At 69.8% G+C, this 15,515-nt stretch carries 16 protein-coding genes; 7 read left to right on the top strand and 9 right to left on the bottom strand.

All coding sequences use genetic code 11. From position 1 onward, the window contains the following. A complete protein-coding gene (locus tag KIT86_RS04060; RefSeq protein WP_297395256.1) occupies positions 1 to 1,428 on the top strand; it encodes a phosphatidylserine/phosphatidylglycerophosphate/cardiolipin synthase family protein in 1,428 nt (475 codons plus the stop codon). Between the two features lie 14 nt (positions 1,429 to 1,442). Here the strand turns inward: KIT86_RS04060 and KIT86_RS04055 are convergent, their stop codons facing one another. The 4 genes from KIT86_RS04055 to KIT86_RS04040 all read right to left on the bottom strand — a co-directional run bounded on the left by KIT86_RS04055 (position 1,443) and on the right by KIT86_RS04040 (position 5,320). Continuing rightward, the gene (locus tag KIT86_RS04055; RefSeq protein ID WP_297395254.1) at positions 1,443 to 1,961 is read right to left on the bottom strand and encodes a hypothetical protein; all 519 of its coding nucleotides are present in this window, start codon (positions 1,959 to 1,961) and stop codon (positions 1,443 to 1,445) included. A gap of 113 nt (positions 1,962 to 2,074) precedes the next feature. Next, positions 2,075 to 2,506: a hypothetical protein gene (locus KIT86_RS04050; RefSeq protein ID WP_297395253.1), complete on the bottom strand. Its 432-nt coding sequence runs from the start codon at positions 2,504 to 2,506 to the stop codon at positions 2,075 to 2,077. 105 nt (positions 2,507 to 2,611) lie between these two features. After that, positions 2,612 to 3,655 (bottom strand): TRAP transporter substrate-binding protein, encoded by a 1,044-nt coding sequence (locus KIT86_RS04045; protein WP_297395252.1) that lies wholly within the window; start codon positions 3,653 to 3,655, stop codon positions 2,612 to 2,614. Positions 3,656 to 3,709: 54 nt separating this feature from the next. Continuing rightward, positions 3,710 to 5,320, bottom strand: a complete 1,611-nt coding sequence (locus KIT86_RS04040) for an NAD(P)/FAD-dependent oxidoreductase (RefSeq protein WP_297395250.1) — start codon at positions 5,318 to 5,320, stop codon at positions 3,710 to 3,712. Positions 5,321 to 5,463: 143 nt separating this feature from the next. Between KIT86_RS04040 and KIT86_RS04035 the strand changes: the two genes are divergently transcribed. The 3 genes from KIT86_RS04035 to KIT86_RS04025 are packed head-to-tail and all read left to right on the top strand — an operon-like array spanning position 5,464 to position 7,655. Continuing rightward, on the top strand, positions 5,464 to 6,231 hold the full coding sequence (locus tag KIT86_RS04035) for an SDR family oxidoreductase (protein WP_297395248.1): 768 nt from the start codon (positions 5,464 to 5,466) through the stop codon (positions 6,229 to 6,231). Positions 6,232 to 6,257: 26 nt separating this feature from the next. Continuing rightward, a complete protein-coding gene (locus tag KIT86_RS04030) occupies positions 6,258 to 7,205 on the top strand; it encodes an alpha/beta hydrolase (RefSeq protein WP_297395246.1) in 948 nt (315 codons plus the stop codon). Positions 7,206 to 7,211: 6 nt separating this feature from the next. After that, complete coding sequence (locus tag KIT86_RS04025) at positions 7,212 to 7,655, top strand: MarR family winged helix-turn-helix transcriptional regulator (RefSeq protein ID WP_297395244.1); 444 nt, start codon at positions 7,212 to 7,214, stop codon at positions 7,653 to 7,655. A 15-nt stretch (positions 7,656 to 7,670) separates the two neighbouring features. Here the strand turns inward: KIT86_RS04025 and KIT86_RS04020 are convergent, their stop codons facing one another. After that, positions 7,671 to 9,089 carry a HAMP domain-containing sensor histidine kinase gene (locus KIT86_RS04020; RefSeq protein ID WP_297395242.1) on the bottom strand — a complete coding sequence of 473 codons (1,419 nt, stop codon included), beginning with the start codon at positions 9,087 to 9,089 and terminating at the stop codon, positions 7,671 to 7,673. Positions 9,090 to 9,352: 263 nt separating this feature from the next. Between KIT86_RS04020 and atpE the strand changes: the two genes are divergently transcribed. Together atpE and KIT86_RS04010 are read left to right on the top strand one after the other, a co-directional pair. Then, positions 9,353 to 9,592, top strand: coding sequence for a F0F1 ATP synthase subunit C (atpE, locus tag KIT86_RS04015; RefSeq protein ID WP_291119650.1), 240 nt, complete (start codon positions 9,353 to 9,355; stop codon positions 9,590 to 9,592). Then, positions 9,592 to 10,140, top strand: a complete 549-nt coding sequence (locus KIT86_RS04010; protein ID WP_297395240.1) for a hypothetical protein — start codon at positions 9,592 to 9,594, stop codon at positions 10,138 to 10,140. Before atpE ends, KIT86_RS04010 begins: the two co-directional genes overlap by 1 nt. A gap of 22 nt (positions 10,141 to 10,162) precedes the next feature. On the opposite strand, the gene KIT86_RS04005 is transcribed toward KIT86_RS04010, so the two are convergent. Further along, positions 10,163 to 11,203: an aromatic ring-hydroxylating dioxygenase subunit alpha gene (locus KIT86_RS04005; protein WP_297395239.1), complete on the bottom strand. Its 1,041-nt coding sequence runs from the start codon at positions 11,201 to 11,203 to the stop codon at positions 10,163 to 10,165. A 64-nt stretch (positions 11,204 to 11,267) separates the two neighbouring features. Beyond that, entirely contained in the window at positions 11,268 to 11,747 is a 480-nt protein-coding gene (locus tag KIT86_RS04000; protein ID WP_297395238.1) for a MarR family transcriptional regulator, read from the bottom strand. 179 nt (positions 11,748 to 11,926) lie between these two features. Here KIT86_RS04000 and KIT86_RS03995 point away from each other — a divergent pair, with 179 nt between their 5' ends. Continuing rightward, entirely contained in the window at positions 11,927 to 12,625 is a 699-nt protein-coding gene (locus KIT86_RS03995) for a hypothetical protein (RefSeq protein WP_297395236.1), read from the top strand. A gap of 101 nt (positions 12,626 to 12,726) precedes the next feature. Here KIT86_RS03995 and KIT86_RS03990 read toward each other — a convergent pair whose 3' ends face one another. Continuing rightward, positions 12,727 to 14,379 (bottom strand): FAD-dependent oxidoreductase, encoded by a 1,653-nt coding sequence (locus tag KIT86_RS03990; protein WP_297395235.1) that lies wholly within the window; start codon positions 14,377 to 14,379, stop codon positions 12,727 to 12,729. Then, complete coding sequence (locus tag KIT86_RS03985) at positions 14,376 to 15,515, bottom strand: alpha-hydroxy acid oxidase (RefSeq protein ID WP_297395233.1); 1,140 nt, start codon at positions 15,513 to 15,515, stop codon at positions 14,376 to 14,378. The genes KIT86_RS03990 and KIT86_RS03985 overlap by 4 nt, the downstream gene beginning before the upstream one ends.

Below are 15,515 nucleotides of genomic sequence, written 5' to 3'. Positions count from 1 at the left end.
ATGTTGCAACAGCCCCACGCCCCGTGGCGGAAGACCCTGGGTGTGGCCGCGGGCCTGCTGCTCGCGCTCGGCCTGGTGGGCTGCAAGAGCCTGCCCCGCGTGGTGCCCGACCTGGACCGCCGCCCGCCCCCCGTGCGCCTGGAAGGGTCGCAAGGCCCGCTGTCGGCCGAGCGCAGCCGCGCGATCCTGGAGCGCCTGCGCGCCGGCGGGCAAGGCAGCGACGTGCTCTCGCGGCACCTCGCGCTCGAAGAGGCCATCGTCGGCAGCCCGCTGACCGCCGGCAACAAGGTGGATCTGCTGGAAGACGGCCCAGCCACCTACAAGGCGATGCTCGCGGCCATCGACACGGCCAAGGACCACATCCACCTGGAAACCTACATCCTCGACGACGACGAGGTGGGGCAGAAGTTTGCGAATGCGCTGATCGCCAAGCAACAGCAAGGGGTGCAGGTGCACCTGATCCACGACAGCGTGGGCACGCTCGGCACGCCCGACGAGTTCTTCAAGCGCCTGACCGACGTGGGCGTCAAGGTGCTGGAGTTCAACCCGATCAATCCCGCGCAGGCGCGCAAGGAGTGGGAGCTCAACGAGCGCGACCACCGCAAGCTGCTGATCGTGGACGGCCGCATCGCCTTCCTGGGCGGCATCAACATCAGCGGCGTGTATTCCAGCGGCTCGCTGTCGATGGGGTCCAGCAGCAGCGGCAAGGCGGGCGAGAAAAAAAGCGATATCGACGGCATCCCCTGGCGCGACACCCACGTGCAGCTGCAAGGCCCGGTGGTGGCGGAGTTCCAGAAGCTGTTCCTGGAGACCTGGGCCGCCCAGAAAGGCGAGCCCATGGCCGCGCTCAACTACTACCCCACGCCAACCCGCGCCGGCTCGGACGTGGTGCGCGCCATCGGCAGCTCACCCAAAGACAACTACAGCGCCATCTACGCCACGCTGCTCTCGGCCATCGCCAGCGCGGAGACCACGGTCTACCTGACCAACGCGTACTTCGCGCCCGACCCGCAGCTGTTGAGCGCACTCGAGGACGCGGCCCGCCGCGGTGTGGACGTGAAGCTGATCCTGCCGGGCAAGACCGATTCGTGGCTGATCTTCCACGCCGGCCGCAACTACTACACGCGCCTGCTCAAGGCGGGCGTGAAGATCTACGAGCGCCAGGGCGTGATCCTGCACACCAAGACCGGATCGGTCGATGGTGTGTGGTCCACCATTGGATCGACCAACCTGGATTGGCGCAGCTTCCTGCACAACTACGAGCTCAACGCGGTGGTGCTGGGCGCCGAGTTCAGCGCCCAGCTTCAGCGGCTGTTCGACGCCGACCTGGCGGGCTCGAAACAGGTCACGCTCGATGCATGGCAGCGGCGCGGCCTGAACCTGCGCGCCAAAGAGTTCTTCGCGCGCATGTGGGAGTACTGGCTCTGAAGCCGAGCTGAGCCTCAGCGCGGCATCGTGGGGCTGGCCGGCGGCAAGGGCGGCGCAGCCGGTTGCAGCGACGGCGTCGCGGGGGGCAGCGGCTGCGACAGCATGGGGGCCGGGGCCTGGGGCGGCGGCGGCGGCGCCGGCAAGGTCTCCTGCGTGACCAGCTCACGGATCGTGCCGCCGCCCTCGACGGACCCGGACACCGCACCCTCGCCGCGCGCCATGCGCTCGCAGATCGTGCGCTGTTCGCCGGTGTGCTTCTGGCAGCGCTGCAGCGCGTTGCGTTCGAGATCCTGCGGCGACGTGCCGCCTCGGATGCCCGAGCGCAAGGCCTGTGCGCGGTGCGCGCCGGCGTCGCGCAGGCAGCTGGTGCGGTCCTGCGTGGGGCTCAGGGCCTGGCAGGCGGCGCGGTCTCGCTGGTAGGCGGCTTCAATGGCGGCCTTGTCGGGGCCGGCGGCCCAGGCGGCGGGCAAGCAGACGGCCAGGGCCGCTGCGGCGATCCAGCCGTGGGTGTGTCGATGTGTCGATGCGTGCATGGTGTGACCTCCTGTGAGCAGGGCGGTGCGGGGGCATCGCCCTTGGCTTGCACCATGCTAGGAAGGGCCACCCGCAGCGTCTGTAGGCCCAGTCCGACCCTGGCCTCGGACATTCACTCCCATTGCAGCTCGATCAGCTTCCAGTCGCTGCCGTCCAGCCGCCATTGCAGCCGGATGGCATAGGGCTCGGCCCGCTCGGGAATGAGCCCCTGTGCCCCCGTCACCACCACCTGGGCCTCGGTGTGGCCGACCTGCGAGCTGCCGGTGTCGATGCGGCTGCTGCGCGTGACGGCAACGATCCTGATGTGGGCATAGCGCAGGAACATCAGCGCCATGGTGCGCTTCGCCCATTCGCGGTCCATGCCCTCGCCGGCCTGGAAGTTCGGGTGCAGCTGGTCCATCACCGCGCCGCTCTTTTTCGCTTCGAGGTTGTCCTGCAGCGCCTGCACCGCCGCTTCGAGCGCCGTCTGGGGATCGGTCTTGCCACAGCCCGCCAGCAGCAAGGGCACGAGCAGCAGGGTCCAGGCAAATCGGCGGGCCAGCATCCGGCGTCCTTTCAGCGTTGAAAAACGCGCGACCATAGCACCCCTGCGTGGCGCACGACAAAGGCCCGCGCTGGGCGGGCCTTCTGCGGCGACGCACGCGGGCGCTCAGGCCTTGGGCTTGTACTTGTTGATCAGGTCGCGGCCGCCCTGCAACAGCTTCCTGCCGTCAAACCCGCGCTTGTCCATGTCGGCCACCCATTCGTCGGTGATGGGCGCGGTGAGCCGGATGAACTCCTCGGTCTCGGTCTTGCCCATCACATGCACCGTGTTGCCCTTGTCGATCGCGCCCTTGCGCACCACCGGGTCGGCTTCGGCGATCACGCGGCCGAACTGGCCCGAGGCCTCCAGGCCCGAGTTGCGGTCGATGATCTGCCTGAGGTCGGGCGCCAGGTTTTCGTAGCGTGCCTTGTTCATCACCATGTACTGGATGCTGTTGTTGAAGCCTGGCATGCCCTTGGCGAACTCGGTGTGGAACTTCGTCAGCTCGTCGAGCTTGGCCGCAGGCACGGTGTCCCAGGGAATGATGGCGCCGTCGATCACCCCCTTGGAGAGCGAGTCCGGGATCTGCGGCAGCGGCATGCCCACCGCAATGGCACCGACCGCGCTGAGGATCTGCGTCGCCTTGCGCGAGGGACCGCGCACCTTCAGGCCCTTGAAGTCGGCCGCCTTGGTGATCAGCTTGTTCTTCATGTGCAGCACGTTCAGCCCGTGGGTGTGGAAGGTCAGCACCTTCACTTCCTTGAGCTCGTCGGCGCAATAGGTGGTCATGTACTCCCAGGCCGCCTTGGATGAGCCTTCGCCGTCGTAGGTGAAGAACGGCAGTTCGAAAACCTCGGCGCGCGGGAAGCGGTTGGGCGTGTAACCCGCGAGCGACCACACCATGTCCACCACGCCTTCGCGGGCCTGGTCGAAGAGCTGGGCTGGCGCGCCGCCCATCTGCATCGCCGCGTAATGCTCGAACTTCAGCCGCCCGTTCGACTCCTTCTCGACCTTGTTCATCCAGGGCACCAGCACGCGCGAGTACACGTTGGACGTGGCCGGCACAAAGGTCTGGAAGCGCAGGGTGATGGGCGATTGCGCCCGCGCCACGATGGCGGGGGCCGCGATCAGGGCGGCGGCGGACTGGAGCAGGGTTCTGCGTGGAATCATGGTGTCTCTCTCGGGTGGATGGGTGGGGAGGCGGGTGGGGTGGCGGCCTGTGGCTCAGGCCATCTCGAACCCCTGGTAATTCCGGGCGGCGACGTCTTCGATGATCCGGCGGTACAGCGGCACACCGGCGACAAAGGCCATGAACACCCGGGGCTTGCCGGGGATGTTGGCGCCCATGTACCAGGAGTTCGCTCGCGGATAGAGCGTCTTGTCGGCCTCTTGCGCGCAGCGGCGCACCCAGGCATCTTCGGCGGCCTGCGTGGCCTCGATGCGGCGCACGCCGGCCGAGCGGGCCTGCTGCAGCAGCTTCGCGATCCAGTCGACGTGGGTCTCGATCGAATGCACCATGTTGCTCAGCACCGAAGGGCTGCCCGGGCCGGCCACCACGAACATGTTGGGGAAACCGGCGATGCCCAGGCCCAGGTAGGAGGTGGGGCCGTGCGCCCATTTGTCGCGCAGCCGCACGCCGCTCGCGCCACGGATATCGATCGCCTTGAGCGCGCCGCTCATCGCGTCGAAACCCGTGGCAAAGACGATGGCGTCCACCTCGTACTCGCGCTCGTCGGTGCGCAGCCCGCGGGCGGTGGCCTCGACGATCGGGTGGGCCGCGGCATCGACGATGTCCACATGCTCGCGGTTGAAGGTCTCGTAGTAGTGCGAGTCCACGCACAGGCGCTTGCCGCCAAAAGGCAGTTCGTCCTTGGGGCACAGCAGCTCGGCCTTGCGCGGGTCTTTCACCACACTGCGGATGCGGCTGCGCGCGAACTCGGCCACCATGCGGTTGGTCTCGAGGTTGCTCATCTGGTCGGCAAACGTGCGCAGCATGCGGAAGCCGCCCCCCGCGCCCCTCCAGCGGTACTCGAGCTCCGCGCGCTGCTCCTCCTCGGTCATCTCGGCGGCGGTCTTGGTGTTGGCGTTGAGGAACTGGCCGGTGATCGCTTCGCGCCCCATGGCGCGGCGGTCCGGGTATCGGGCTTTGGCGGCCGCCAGCGCGGTTTCGGTGAAGGGCACGTTGTGCGCTGGCACGCTGAAATTGGCGGTGCGCTGGAACACCGTGAGCCGCGCGGCCTGCTCCGCAATCACCGGCACCATCTGAACCCCGCTGGAGCCCGTGCCGATGAGGGCCACGCGCTGGCCCGTGAAGTCCACGCCCTCCTTGGGCCACTGGGCGCTGTGGTACCACCGGCCCTGGAAATCCGCCAGCCCGGGCAGCTGCGGGCGCTGCGGGATCGACAGGCCGCCGGTGGCCATGACGAGGTAGTTGCACTCCACCACATCGCCCGCTTCGGTGCGCACCGTCCAGAGCAGGCGCTCGTCGTCAAACACCGCGCTGGCCACCCGCGCGTTGAGCTGGATGCCGTCGCGCAGGCCGAAGCGGTCCACCACGTGTTCGATGTAGCGCAGGATCTCGGCCTGCGGCGCGTAGCGCTCGCTCCACACCCATTCCTCTTCCAGCTCGCGGCTGAAGGAGTACGAGTAGTCCAGGCTCTCCACGTCGCAGCGCGCGCCCGGATAGCGGTTCCAGAACCAGGTGCCGCCCACGCCGTCACCGGCCTCCATCACGCGCACCGACAGCCCCATCTCGCGGGCCTTGTAGAGCTGGTAGATGCCCGAGAAACCCGCGCCGACCACCAGCATGTCCAGACGACTCACCGTATCCACCATCGTTGCACTTTCCGTCTTGAAGCCACCGCCGCGAATCGCGGCACGGGTCGGACTATGATCGCAGTAGGTTGACATGTCAACACATAGACTGCAAGGGTTTACCATAGGTTGACCCATCAACCTGATATCCATCCAATCCCCGCATGGTTTCCTCCGACACAAGCAGCCCCGGCCCGGCGCCGACCGGATTCACCGGCCGGCACGTGCTCATCACCGGTGGCGCGGGCGGCATCGGCATGGCCTGCGCCCGCCACTTTCTGGCCGCTGGCGCCTCGGTGCATCTGATCGACGTGGATGCCGCGCGGCTGGACGGCGCGCGGCGCTCGCTCGGTGGCGAGGCCGCGGTGAGCACCAGCCTCAGTGGCCTGAGCGATGCCTCGGCCTGCGCGCGCGCCATCGACGAAGGCGGCCGCGCGCCGTTTGCGCTGGTGCACATGGCCGGCCTGTTCGAGACCGACCGGCTCGACCCCACCGACCGCTCCGGCTGGGACCGCGCCCTCGCCAGCAACCTCACCACCGCCTACGACATGGCCCTGGCCTTTCGCGCCGCGCGCGACCGCCAGACGCCGTCTCGCATGGTGTTCTCCACCTCGCGCGCCTTCCAGCGCGGCACCGCGGGCCGCGCCGCCTACGCGGCGGCCAAAGGCGGTATCGTCGGTCTGGTGCGCGCCTTCTCGCGCGACTTCGCGCCCGAGATCCTGGTCAATGCGGTCTCGCCAGGCCTGATCCGCACGCGCATGACCGACGACCTGATCGCGCAGCACGGCGAACAGCGGCTGGCCGAGATTCCGCTGCAGCGCCTGGGCACGCCGCAAGACGTGGCCGGCGTGGTCGGCTTCCTGTGCAGCGAGGCCGCGTCCTACGTGACCGGCCAGGTGATCACCGTCGACGGCGGCGTGATCAACGGTTGAACCTTTCTTTCTTGAACCCTGCTTCCATGAACTTCGACGCTCCCACCCTCGACCTGCTCGAACGCGTTCGCGCCGCCGGCCGCAAGCCCTTCTCCGCCTGCACCGCCCCGGAGGCGCGCGCCTTCCCCACGCTGATGAAGAGCCTCTTCGGCGAGGGCCTGCCGGTGGCCCGGGTGCAGGACCTCACCCTGCCCACGCCCCAGGGCCCTGCGTTGCCCGCGCGCCTGTACGTGCCCGACGACGCCAACGGCGACCTGATCGTGTATTTCCACGGCGGCGGCTGGGTGCTGGGCTCGGTGGCCGACCACGACCCGTTCACCGCCACGCTGGCAGCGCGCACCCACGCGGCCGTGCTGTCGGTGGACTACCGCCTGGCCCCCGAGAGCCCGCACCCGGGCCCGGTGGACGACGCCATCGCCGCGCTGCTGCACGCCGGCCAGGCCGGCACGCCGTGGCTGGGGCGGCCGCTGCGGCGCCTGATCGCCATGGGCGACAGCGCCGGTGCCACGTTGGCCACCGTGGCCACGCGGCGCCTGCGCGGGTGGCAGGGCGCGCGGCCGGTGGATCTGCAGGTGCTGGTCTACCCGGTGACCGACGCCGGCTTCGACACCGCCAGCTACCGCGAGTTCGCGCAGGGCCACCTGCTGAGCGCGGACGACTTGCGCTGGTTCTGGGACCACTACTGCCCCGACGTGGCGGCGCGGCGCCACCCCGATGCCTCGCCGCTGCAGGCCAGCGACCTCGCCGGCCTTCCGCCTGCGCGCATCTTCACCGCCGAGTGCGACCCGCTGCGCGACGAAGGCGAGGCCTACGGCGAGCGCCTGGCGGCCGCGGGCGTGGACTGCGAGACCGTGCGCTGCCCGGGCCTGCTGCACGCCTTTCTGTCCATGATCCACTATTCTCCGAATGCCGCCCGGGCCTTCGACCGCATCGTGCAAAGCCTGGCGGCGCCAGACGACGACCACCGCCCCTGAAAGCCCATGCAACTCGATCTCGATACCTACGTCCCCGGCCTGCTGCTGTGGTTGTCCAACCGGGTGTCCAGCAGCGCGTCCAGCCTCTACAACGAGAAGTTCGGCATCGGCGTGACCGAGTGGCGCATCCTGTCGTATTTCAAGATCTACCCCTGGTCCACCGCCTCCAAGGCGTGTGAGCTGATGGGCCTGGACAAGGGCGCGGTGAGCCGGTCGATCGCCTTTATGGTGGAGAACGGCTGGCTCGAACCCCGGCCCCAGGGCCTGCGCAAGATCGAATACCACGTGACGCCGCCCGGCAACAAGCTGCACAACGCGGTGTTCCGCCTGGCCATGGCGCGCGAGGAGGCCTTGCTGGAAGGCTTCAGCGCGGCCGAACGCGCGCAGGTCATCACCCTGCTCAAACGCATGCTCGGCAACCTCGAAGGCGTGCAGCGCGTGGGCCGCTGAGGGCGATCAGCGCGTTCAGCCCTGAGCGGCGGCCCTCACCGGCAGGGTCCACCAGAAGGCCGCGCCTTCACCAGGCGAAGACCACGCGCCCACGGTGCCGCCGTGGCGCTCCACCGCGCGCTTGACCACCGTGAGCCCCAGGCCCGTGCCGCCGGCCTGGCGCTCGTCCAGCCGGGAAAACGGCTTGAACAGTTCACCGCTCTTGTCGGGGTCGAAGCCCGGGCCGTTGTCCGCCACCGAAAAGCGCCAGAAACCGCCCTCCTCGCGGGCGTCGAGCGCGATGTGCAGGTCGCGCCGCTCGGCACCGAACTTCAGCGCATTGCCCAGCAGGTTCATCAGCACGTGGCGCATCAGGCCCGCATCGGCCTGCACCACCGGCAGCGGCGCGGCCTGCACCGCCTCGGGCGCCTGCGGGAATTGCACGGCCAGCGACTGCAGGCATTCGCGCAGCAGGGCCTGCATGTCCACGGCCTCGGGGCTGGGCGGCCCCTGGTCCACCCTGGCCAGCGTGAGCAGGTCGTTGACCATGTCGGTGGCGCGCTGCGCCTCGCGGCGGATCAGCTCCAGCGAGCGCTCTGCCGCGGCCGTGTTGCCCGCGCGGTAGTCCTCCAGCGCCATGTCGGCCAGGCCGGCGGCGTTGCGCAGGGGGCCACGCAGGTCGTGCGACACCATGCCCGCGAACGAGCGCAGGCCCTGGATGATCTCTTCGAGCTGGCGCGTTCGGCTGCGCACGATCTCCTCCAGGGAATCGGTGAGCTGCTGCAGGGCCTGCTCGGCCCGCACACGCTCGCGCAGCTCGCGCGCCAGGATCAGCGAGTCGCGCTGCAGGATCAGGGTCATCACGAACACATAGGCAATGCTCACCGGCAGCGGCGTGACCTGGCGGAACTGCAGCAGGCTCATGTCGGAGAGCATGGCCACGACGAACAGCACCGGGTAGCCCAGGCACAGCACGGCCAGCACCAGCTGACCACCCCAGCCATCGCGCGTCCACAACCAGGCCAGCCAGCAGGCCGCCGCCGTGAAGATCAGCGCGATCGCCGCCGGCCCGGCGAAGGCCCAGCCGTCCATCAGGCCACTCATGGCGACCACCAGCACGGGGGCCCCCACCAGCACGGCCGCGAACACGCGCGACGGCGGCGTGCCGCCCGGGCTGAAGCAGGCCTGCAGGCCCGCCAGCAGAGCGGCCATGGCGCCCAGGCCCATCGCGGAGCCCACCGGGCCGGCGACCTCGCCCGAGATCCATCCCAGCGCATCGGCCGACACCAGCAGCCCTTGCGTGACACCGAATACCAGCGCCGAACCCGCCAGCCATTTCACATACGGCCATGAGCGGGGGCTGGCGTGCGAAAGAAAGGTCATGCCCAGCATCGCGATCAGGATGGCGGACAGGATGCGGATGTCGCTGAAGAAACTCAGGACCGGGTGGGTCACGACGGCCTCCTCCGTGATGCGCTTGGGCTCGGCATGCTTGGCGCCCGCCTCGTCCGGGCGCCGTCCGCGCAGTGTAGGGCAGCCGGCCCCGCGGCGCGAGGGCCGATCCCGATCCCCTCACAGGGCGCCAGTCGGTGCATGATGGTCAAGTCCGCGGGGGGGCTGAAGAAAGAGACGATCGTAGCGCCATGACCTCCTGCGTCATGGATTTCATGTCGCCCATCCGTCACAGTGAAGCCAGTCCCAACAGAAAGGTGTTTCACATGTCAGACCTCAGCCAACTCCCCCTCGCCGTGGGCCACATGATCGGCCTGGGCGCCCTCGGTTCCTGCATCGGCATCGGCGTGATGGCCAGCAAGTACCTGGAGGCCTCGGCCCGGCAGCCCGAGATGATGGAGGCCCTGCAACCCAAGGTCTTCCTGCTCGCCGGCCTGCTGGACGGCGCTTTCATCATCTCGGTGGCGCTGGGCGTGTGGTTCGCCCTGGCGGCGCCGTTCGCCTGATGCGCGCCGCCCCGCCCACCCGCCATGTGGTGGTGATCGGCGCGGGTGGCGGCGCCGGTGGGGCCGCCTTGCGCGCCGCGCTGGGCGACCCCCGGTACGACGCGGTGACGGTGCTGACCACGCACCGCTTTCTGCGCATGCCCTCGCGCCTGGCCGACGCCGTGGTGCGGGAAGGCGACTGGGCCGCCGCCCTGCCGGCGGCGGGCCACGCCGTCATCGTGTTCGACACCGTGCGGCGCGCGCGCGAGCGGGTCTACTGGCAGCCCGCGCGCACCGACCTGGTGCCCCTGGCCACCGCGCTGCACGCCCAGGGCGCGCGCACGCTGGAGGTGGTGCTGGCCGACAGCCCGCAGCCGAGCCCGGCCGAGCGCCAGGCGCTCGCGGCCCTGGGCTGGGAACGGCTGGACATGCACCAGGCCGTGGTGGCCGTGCCGCCGCCCGCGCCCTCCGGACCCTGGCTCCAACGGCTGGCGCTGTGGCTGATCCGCACCCTGATCGCCACCCTGCAGATGGCGCAGGCCGCCTACGGCCGCCGCCCGCCGCGCTGAGCGGCGCGCGGACCCGCCTCCCTCAGGCCGGCACGGCTTCCTTGGCGATGTGCTCGTCGATCACGCGCCGCGCCTGCACGCCACCCGCGTCGATGTTGAGCTTGAGCAACTTGCGCTGCGCGAAAGCCTCCAGGTTCTGCTGCTGGCGCTCCAGCACTTCGAGGTCTTCGGAAAAAATGCCGTGCTGCCCGGCGCGGATGCGGTCGGTGAGGGCCTCGTCCTGCGGGCGGAAACGGCGCGCCATGCCCCAGAAATACCACATGGAGCCGTCGGCCTCGGGCGTGATGAAGTCCGTGACCACGCTGTAGACCTTCTTGTCGTCCGGTGCGTCATAACCGCCGTGCCCGGCCAGCGCCACCCCCACCTCGATCAGCACATGGCTGGGCGGCGAGAAGCGGCAGATCTGCCAGCGGTCGACCTTGGGGCTGCCCTCCACACCAATGGCGCGCAGCGCATCCAGCCAGAACGGCGGTGCCTCGATGTTCTCCATGAAGCGGCTGGTCACCACCGTCGCGCCCTCGCGGCGTGTGGTGCAGGGCGTCTCGTCGATCTCCTGCTGGCCGATGCTGGTCGAGTGCACGTAGGTCTCGTGCGTGAGGTCCATCAGGTTGTCGATCATCAGGCGGTAGTCGGCCTTGATGTGGAACAGGCCGCCGCCGTAGGCCCAGTCCGGGTTGTCGTGCCATTCGAGCACCGGGATGGTCGAAGGATCGGCCTGGTCGGCCTCGCCCGCCCAGATCCAGATGAAACCGCAGCGCTCCTCCACCGCGAAGCGCTGGATGCGCGGAAACGCCGCCACGCGCTGGCCCGGCATCGAGCGCGTCACGCCGTCGCCGCCCATCACCAGGCCGTGGTAGCCGCACACCAGCTCGCCCTTGCACACCCGGCCCAGCGACAGCGCCGCGCCCCGGTGCGGGCAGAAATCCTCCACCGCCTGCACACGGCCCTGCGCGTCGCGAAAAAAGGCCACGCGGGCCCCCAGCAGGCGCCGGCCCAGCGGGGCATCGCCCACTTCCGCCGAGGTGGCGCCCACGTACCAGGCATTGCGCATCCAGCTCATCATGTCTCCTTCATTCAGTACACTGAATCAGATGGTAGCCCAAGCCGGGGCGGCTCGTCAACCAGGTTCAGGCGGGGGTCTTGCCCAGCAGCTTGTGCATCAGGCCCATGAGCACCTCGCGCTCGCTGGCGTCGAGCGTGGCGAGGATGCGGTCGGCCAGCACCGCCTCGGACTGCAACATCTCGTTGATCACGCGCTGCCCTTCGGCGGTGAGTGCCAGCCGGCGCTGTCGCCGCGCGCCCAGCTCGCGCACGATCCAGCCGTCGCGCTCCAGGCGCACCGCGATTTCGGCGGTGGTGGAGGTGTCCAGCGCGATCGCCGCGGCCAGCGTCACCTGGTCGATGCCCGGATGCTCCTGCAACACCCGCAAGGCCGCGTACTGCAACGGCGTGACGGCCCGCCCGAACACCGCGTTGAAACACGACACCGAATGCTGGTGGGCACGCCGGAACAGGTGCCCCGGTTCGTGCAGCCCCAGCGTGGCCTGCGGGTGGTCATGAACGGCGGCAACGGCCTGGGTGCGGGGGGTGCGGGACGAAGCGGGCATGGTGAAGCGGTGTTGGAGCGGCCAAGCGGTGGAAGCACCGCTCATTGTCACCCCGGCAGCGGCCGCTCATGCCCCGGCCGCCCCACTTCGTGCCGGCCGTGGCGCACTTGATGAGGGTGGCGATCGGCATACCCCCCACGGTACGAAGATGGCCCCCACCCTGCCTCGGAGCGACCACCATGCAAGCCACCGCCGCCTTGTACCCACCCGACATGCGCACCCTGCTGGCCGACTTCGCGACCCACGATGCGCCGCTGCTGGTCAGCGACTACCTCCGCAAGGTCTTGCTGTTCGTCTACGCGAACAGCGAGCCGCGCGCCCGGGACCTGCCCATCGAGCGACAGCTCGCGCTGCGCCTGCTGATGCGCCAGAGCCTGATCGGCAACCGCTTCGCGACCCTGTTCCTCCACGAACTGCAAGGCCCGCCCTCGTCGCCCGTGCGCTCCAACAACGTGCACCGCCTGTGCAAACGCATCAGCGCCAACACGCGCGACGAGGCGGCGGCGCTCGAACGCATCCTGCAACAGGCGCAACGGGAGTTCGAGCTCGCGGCCAGCGCGTTCGACGCGGTGCGCTACGCCCATTGCCTCGAAGGCGCGCTGCAGGACGCGATCGAACTCGCCCCGCTGGAGAAGGACATCATCTTCCGGGCGTGGTCGGGCCTGTTCGCGGAAACCGTGCGCGAGTCCTACGTCAAGTACATCCAGGTGCTGCTCGGCGGCAGCGCGCTGGCGCCCAAGGTCCAGCAGGACTTCGTGGACACCATCCCCTTCTCGCTCGAAACCCGCCCCGGCCCGGCCCTTGCCGGTGCCCGGCATCTGCCAGGGCGCTCGCGACAGACCGGGGAAGCGCTGGCACGCGGCCAAGAGGGCCGGTGAGGTGCCGGGCTGGTCCCGTCCGCGTGGGCACCGACCGGGGGGTGTTGAAAGGACCCGCACGGGCAGAAAAAGGGGCTGCAGCGCAGCCGGCTCGGCCACCTTCAGGCGCCGCGCACCCGATCGATCAGCGCCAGGGGATCGGCCGGCAGTGCGTCACCGCGCCAGGCCACATGCTGGTCGGGCCGAGAGAGCACCCACCGGTGCCGGTACAGGCTCTCAGCCTCGGCCGAAACCAGGTCCACCACGCGCAGCGGCAGGCCGCGTTGCCGCGCGGCGTCGAGCAAGGGGCTGGCATCGGCCTGCGGGTCGGCGCGCAGCAACGCGAAGCCGTCGCCCATCGCGTCGTACAGCGAACGCCCATCGTCCAGCCACACGTGCGGCGTGCGGCAGCCCGGCACGGTGGACGGGGTGAACGTGTCCATGGTGTAGCCGGGCGGGCTTTCGCCGTCGGGAACGATCAAGGGTGAAGCGTCGTAGAAGTAGCCAAAGTTCAGGCCCGCGCAGCAGTACTGCTTGACGTTGAGGTCGTACAGGGCCTTGCCGGCCGCAGCGCGCAAGGCCTCGCCAGCCGTGCCCTGGGCCTCCAGGTCGGCGGGCACGCTCTCGCGCTCCTTCTGCAGCGCGATGGCGTGGTTCATGGCGAAGCGCGACACCTGCTCGGTGATAGGCAGGCGCTCGGCTTCGTGGGCATCGAGCGCACGCGGCCCGGCCCAGCCCTGAAGGTGGCCCGCCAGCAGCCAGGAGAGGTTCATCGCGTCGGCGATGCCGGCGTTCATGCCATAACCGGCCATCGGCACCCAGAGGTGCGCGGCGTCGCCGCAGATGAAGACGCGCCGCTCGCGCAGTTTGTCGGCCACCAGGCGGCGGCCGATCCAGTCTTCCTTGGAAATCACCTCGTACTTGAAGTCGGCCCCCACGCCGAGGATGGTGCGGATCGAGGCGTCGCGGTCCACCGACTCGAAGTCGGTCTCGCCCGGACGCAGGTAGTTGTGCAGCACGAAGGTTTCGATGCCGTCGATGGCGTACACATTGCCACTGCGGCGTGGGTTGTACGAGAAGGTGGCCCAGGCTGGCGGGTGCCGGGCACGCCGCAGCAGGTCGGGCGCGCGCAGAAAGGTGGACTGCACGCGCTGCACCACGTCCACGCCTTGCAGCGTGGCGCCGATCGCCTTGCGCACGCGGGAGCGGCCGCCATCGCAGCCGATGAGGAACTCGCAGCGCAGGGTGAGCGTGGCGCCGCTGTCGAGGTCCGTGGCTTGCGCGCTCACGCCCTGCCCGTCCTGCGCGAAGTCCTCGACGCGGGTGTGCGCGAGGATGCGCACACCGGGCGTGGCGCGTGCGTGGTCCATCAGCACCGGCTCCAGGTAGATCTGGTTGATGCGGTGCGGCGGCTCGGGCGTGGGCCATCCGGTGTCGGGGCCCTGGGTGGCGGTGTAGCGGTCGCGCCGCGAGGGAATGGGGATGCGCGAGAGTTCGTCGCCGGTGAAGGTGATCCGATAGGCCACGTCGGCGGGGTGGTCGGCCGGCAGCCCGGTGTCGCGCAGGGTTTGGGCCAGCCCGAGGCGGCGGAAGATTTCCATGGAGCGCGCCGAGACGTGGTTGCATTTGGCCTCGGGCCGTTCGCCCTGGGGCCTCTGCTCCACGAGCAGCACGTCGATGCCGCGCTGCGCCAGGTCGATGGCGAGTGTGAGGCCGACCGGGCCACCGCCCACGATCAGCACCTGGGCTTGTTGGGGGAGATGATGCGTGTTCATGCGGTGCGAAGATGAAAGGGTCGCAATTCGCCGATGCGGGTGCAGCCCAGCAAGGCCAGGCTGGTCTTGATCTCGCTCTGCAGGAGGCCGATGGCCTGCTCGACGCCGGCCTGCCCACCGACCGAGGCGGCATAGAGCATCGGCCGGCCCATGAAGACCAGGCGCGCGCCCAGCGCGAGGGCCTTGAGCACGTCGGTTCCACGCCGGATGCCGCCGTCCAGGCACACGGGCAGCCCGCCAGCCGCCTCCAGCACCTCGGGCAGCACATCCAGCGGCGCGGCCGCGCCATCGAGCTGGCGCCCGCCGTGGTTGGACACGATGAGGCCGTCCACGCCGGCCTCCCGGGCCAGGCGCGCGTCGTCGGCGCTGAGCACGCCCTTGATGACCAGCGCTCCGCCCCAATGGCGGCGAATGAAGGCCACGTGGGCCCAGGTGAAGCGGTCGCGGTCCGAGCGGGCGGCGGCCGTGGGGGTGGCAATGATGGGCCGGCCGGTGGCCTCGCCACCGAAGTTGGGCAGGCGCGGAATGCCGTCGGCCAGCAGGGTGCGCGCGAAGGTGCCACACAGCCAGCGCGGGTGAAGCAGGCCGTCCACGGCGAGCGAGAGGCGCGGCTTGAGCGGGATGGTGAAGCCCTGGCGCCGGTCGAGGTCGCGGTTGGAGGCGATGGGCACGTCCACCGTGATCACGAGCACGCCCACCTGGGCACTGCGCAACCGCGCGAGCAAGGCGCCCAGGCGCGTTTCGTCGCCGGGGAGGTAGCCCTGGTACCAGCTGCCAGGTGCGGCCCGCATCACCTGCTCCAGCGGCACGCTGGAGGCGGCGCTGAGCACGAAGGGGATGCCGCGCTCGCGCGCGCCCTGCGCCAGCGCGAGATCCGCACGATGCGCGAACAGCGCGCAACCGCCCATGGGAGCGATGCCGAAGGGCGCGGCGAACGGGGTGCCGAACAAGCTGGTGGCCAGGTTCACCGAGGACACGTCGACCAGCGTGCGCGGCACAAAGGACCAGCGCTCGAATGAACGGGCATTGGCCCGCACCGAGGCGCCGCGTTCCGAGCCGTTGGCGGCGAAGCCGTAGAGCGCGCGCGGCAGGCGCGAGCGTGCAGCCGCCTCGCAGTCGTCGAGGTTCAGGATCAC

Origin of the sequence: Hydrogenophaga sp. (genome assembly GCF_026125825.1) — a bacterium.
Lineage (GTDB): Bacteria > Pseudomonadota > Gammaproteobacteria > Burkholderiales > Burkholderiaceae_C > Hydrogenophaga.
This window is presented reverse-complemented; position numbering and strand designations above follow the sequence as displayed.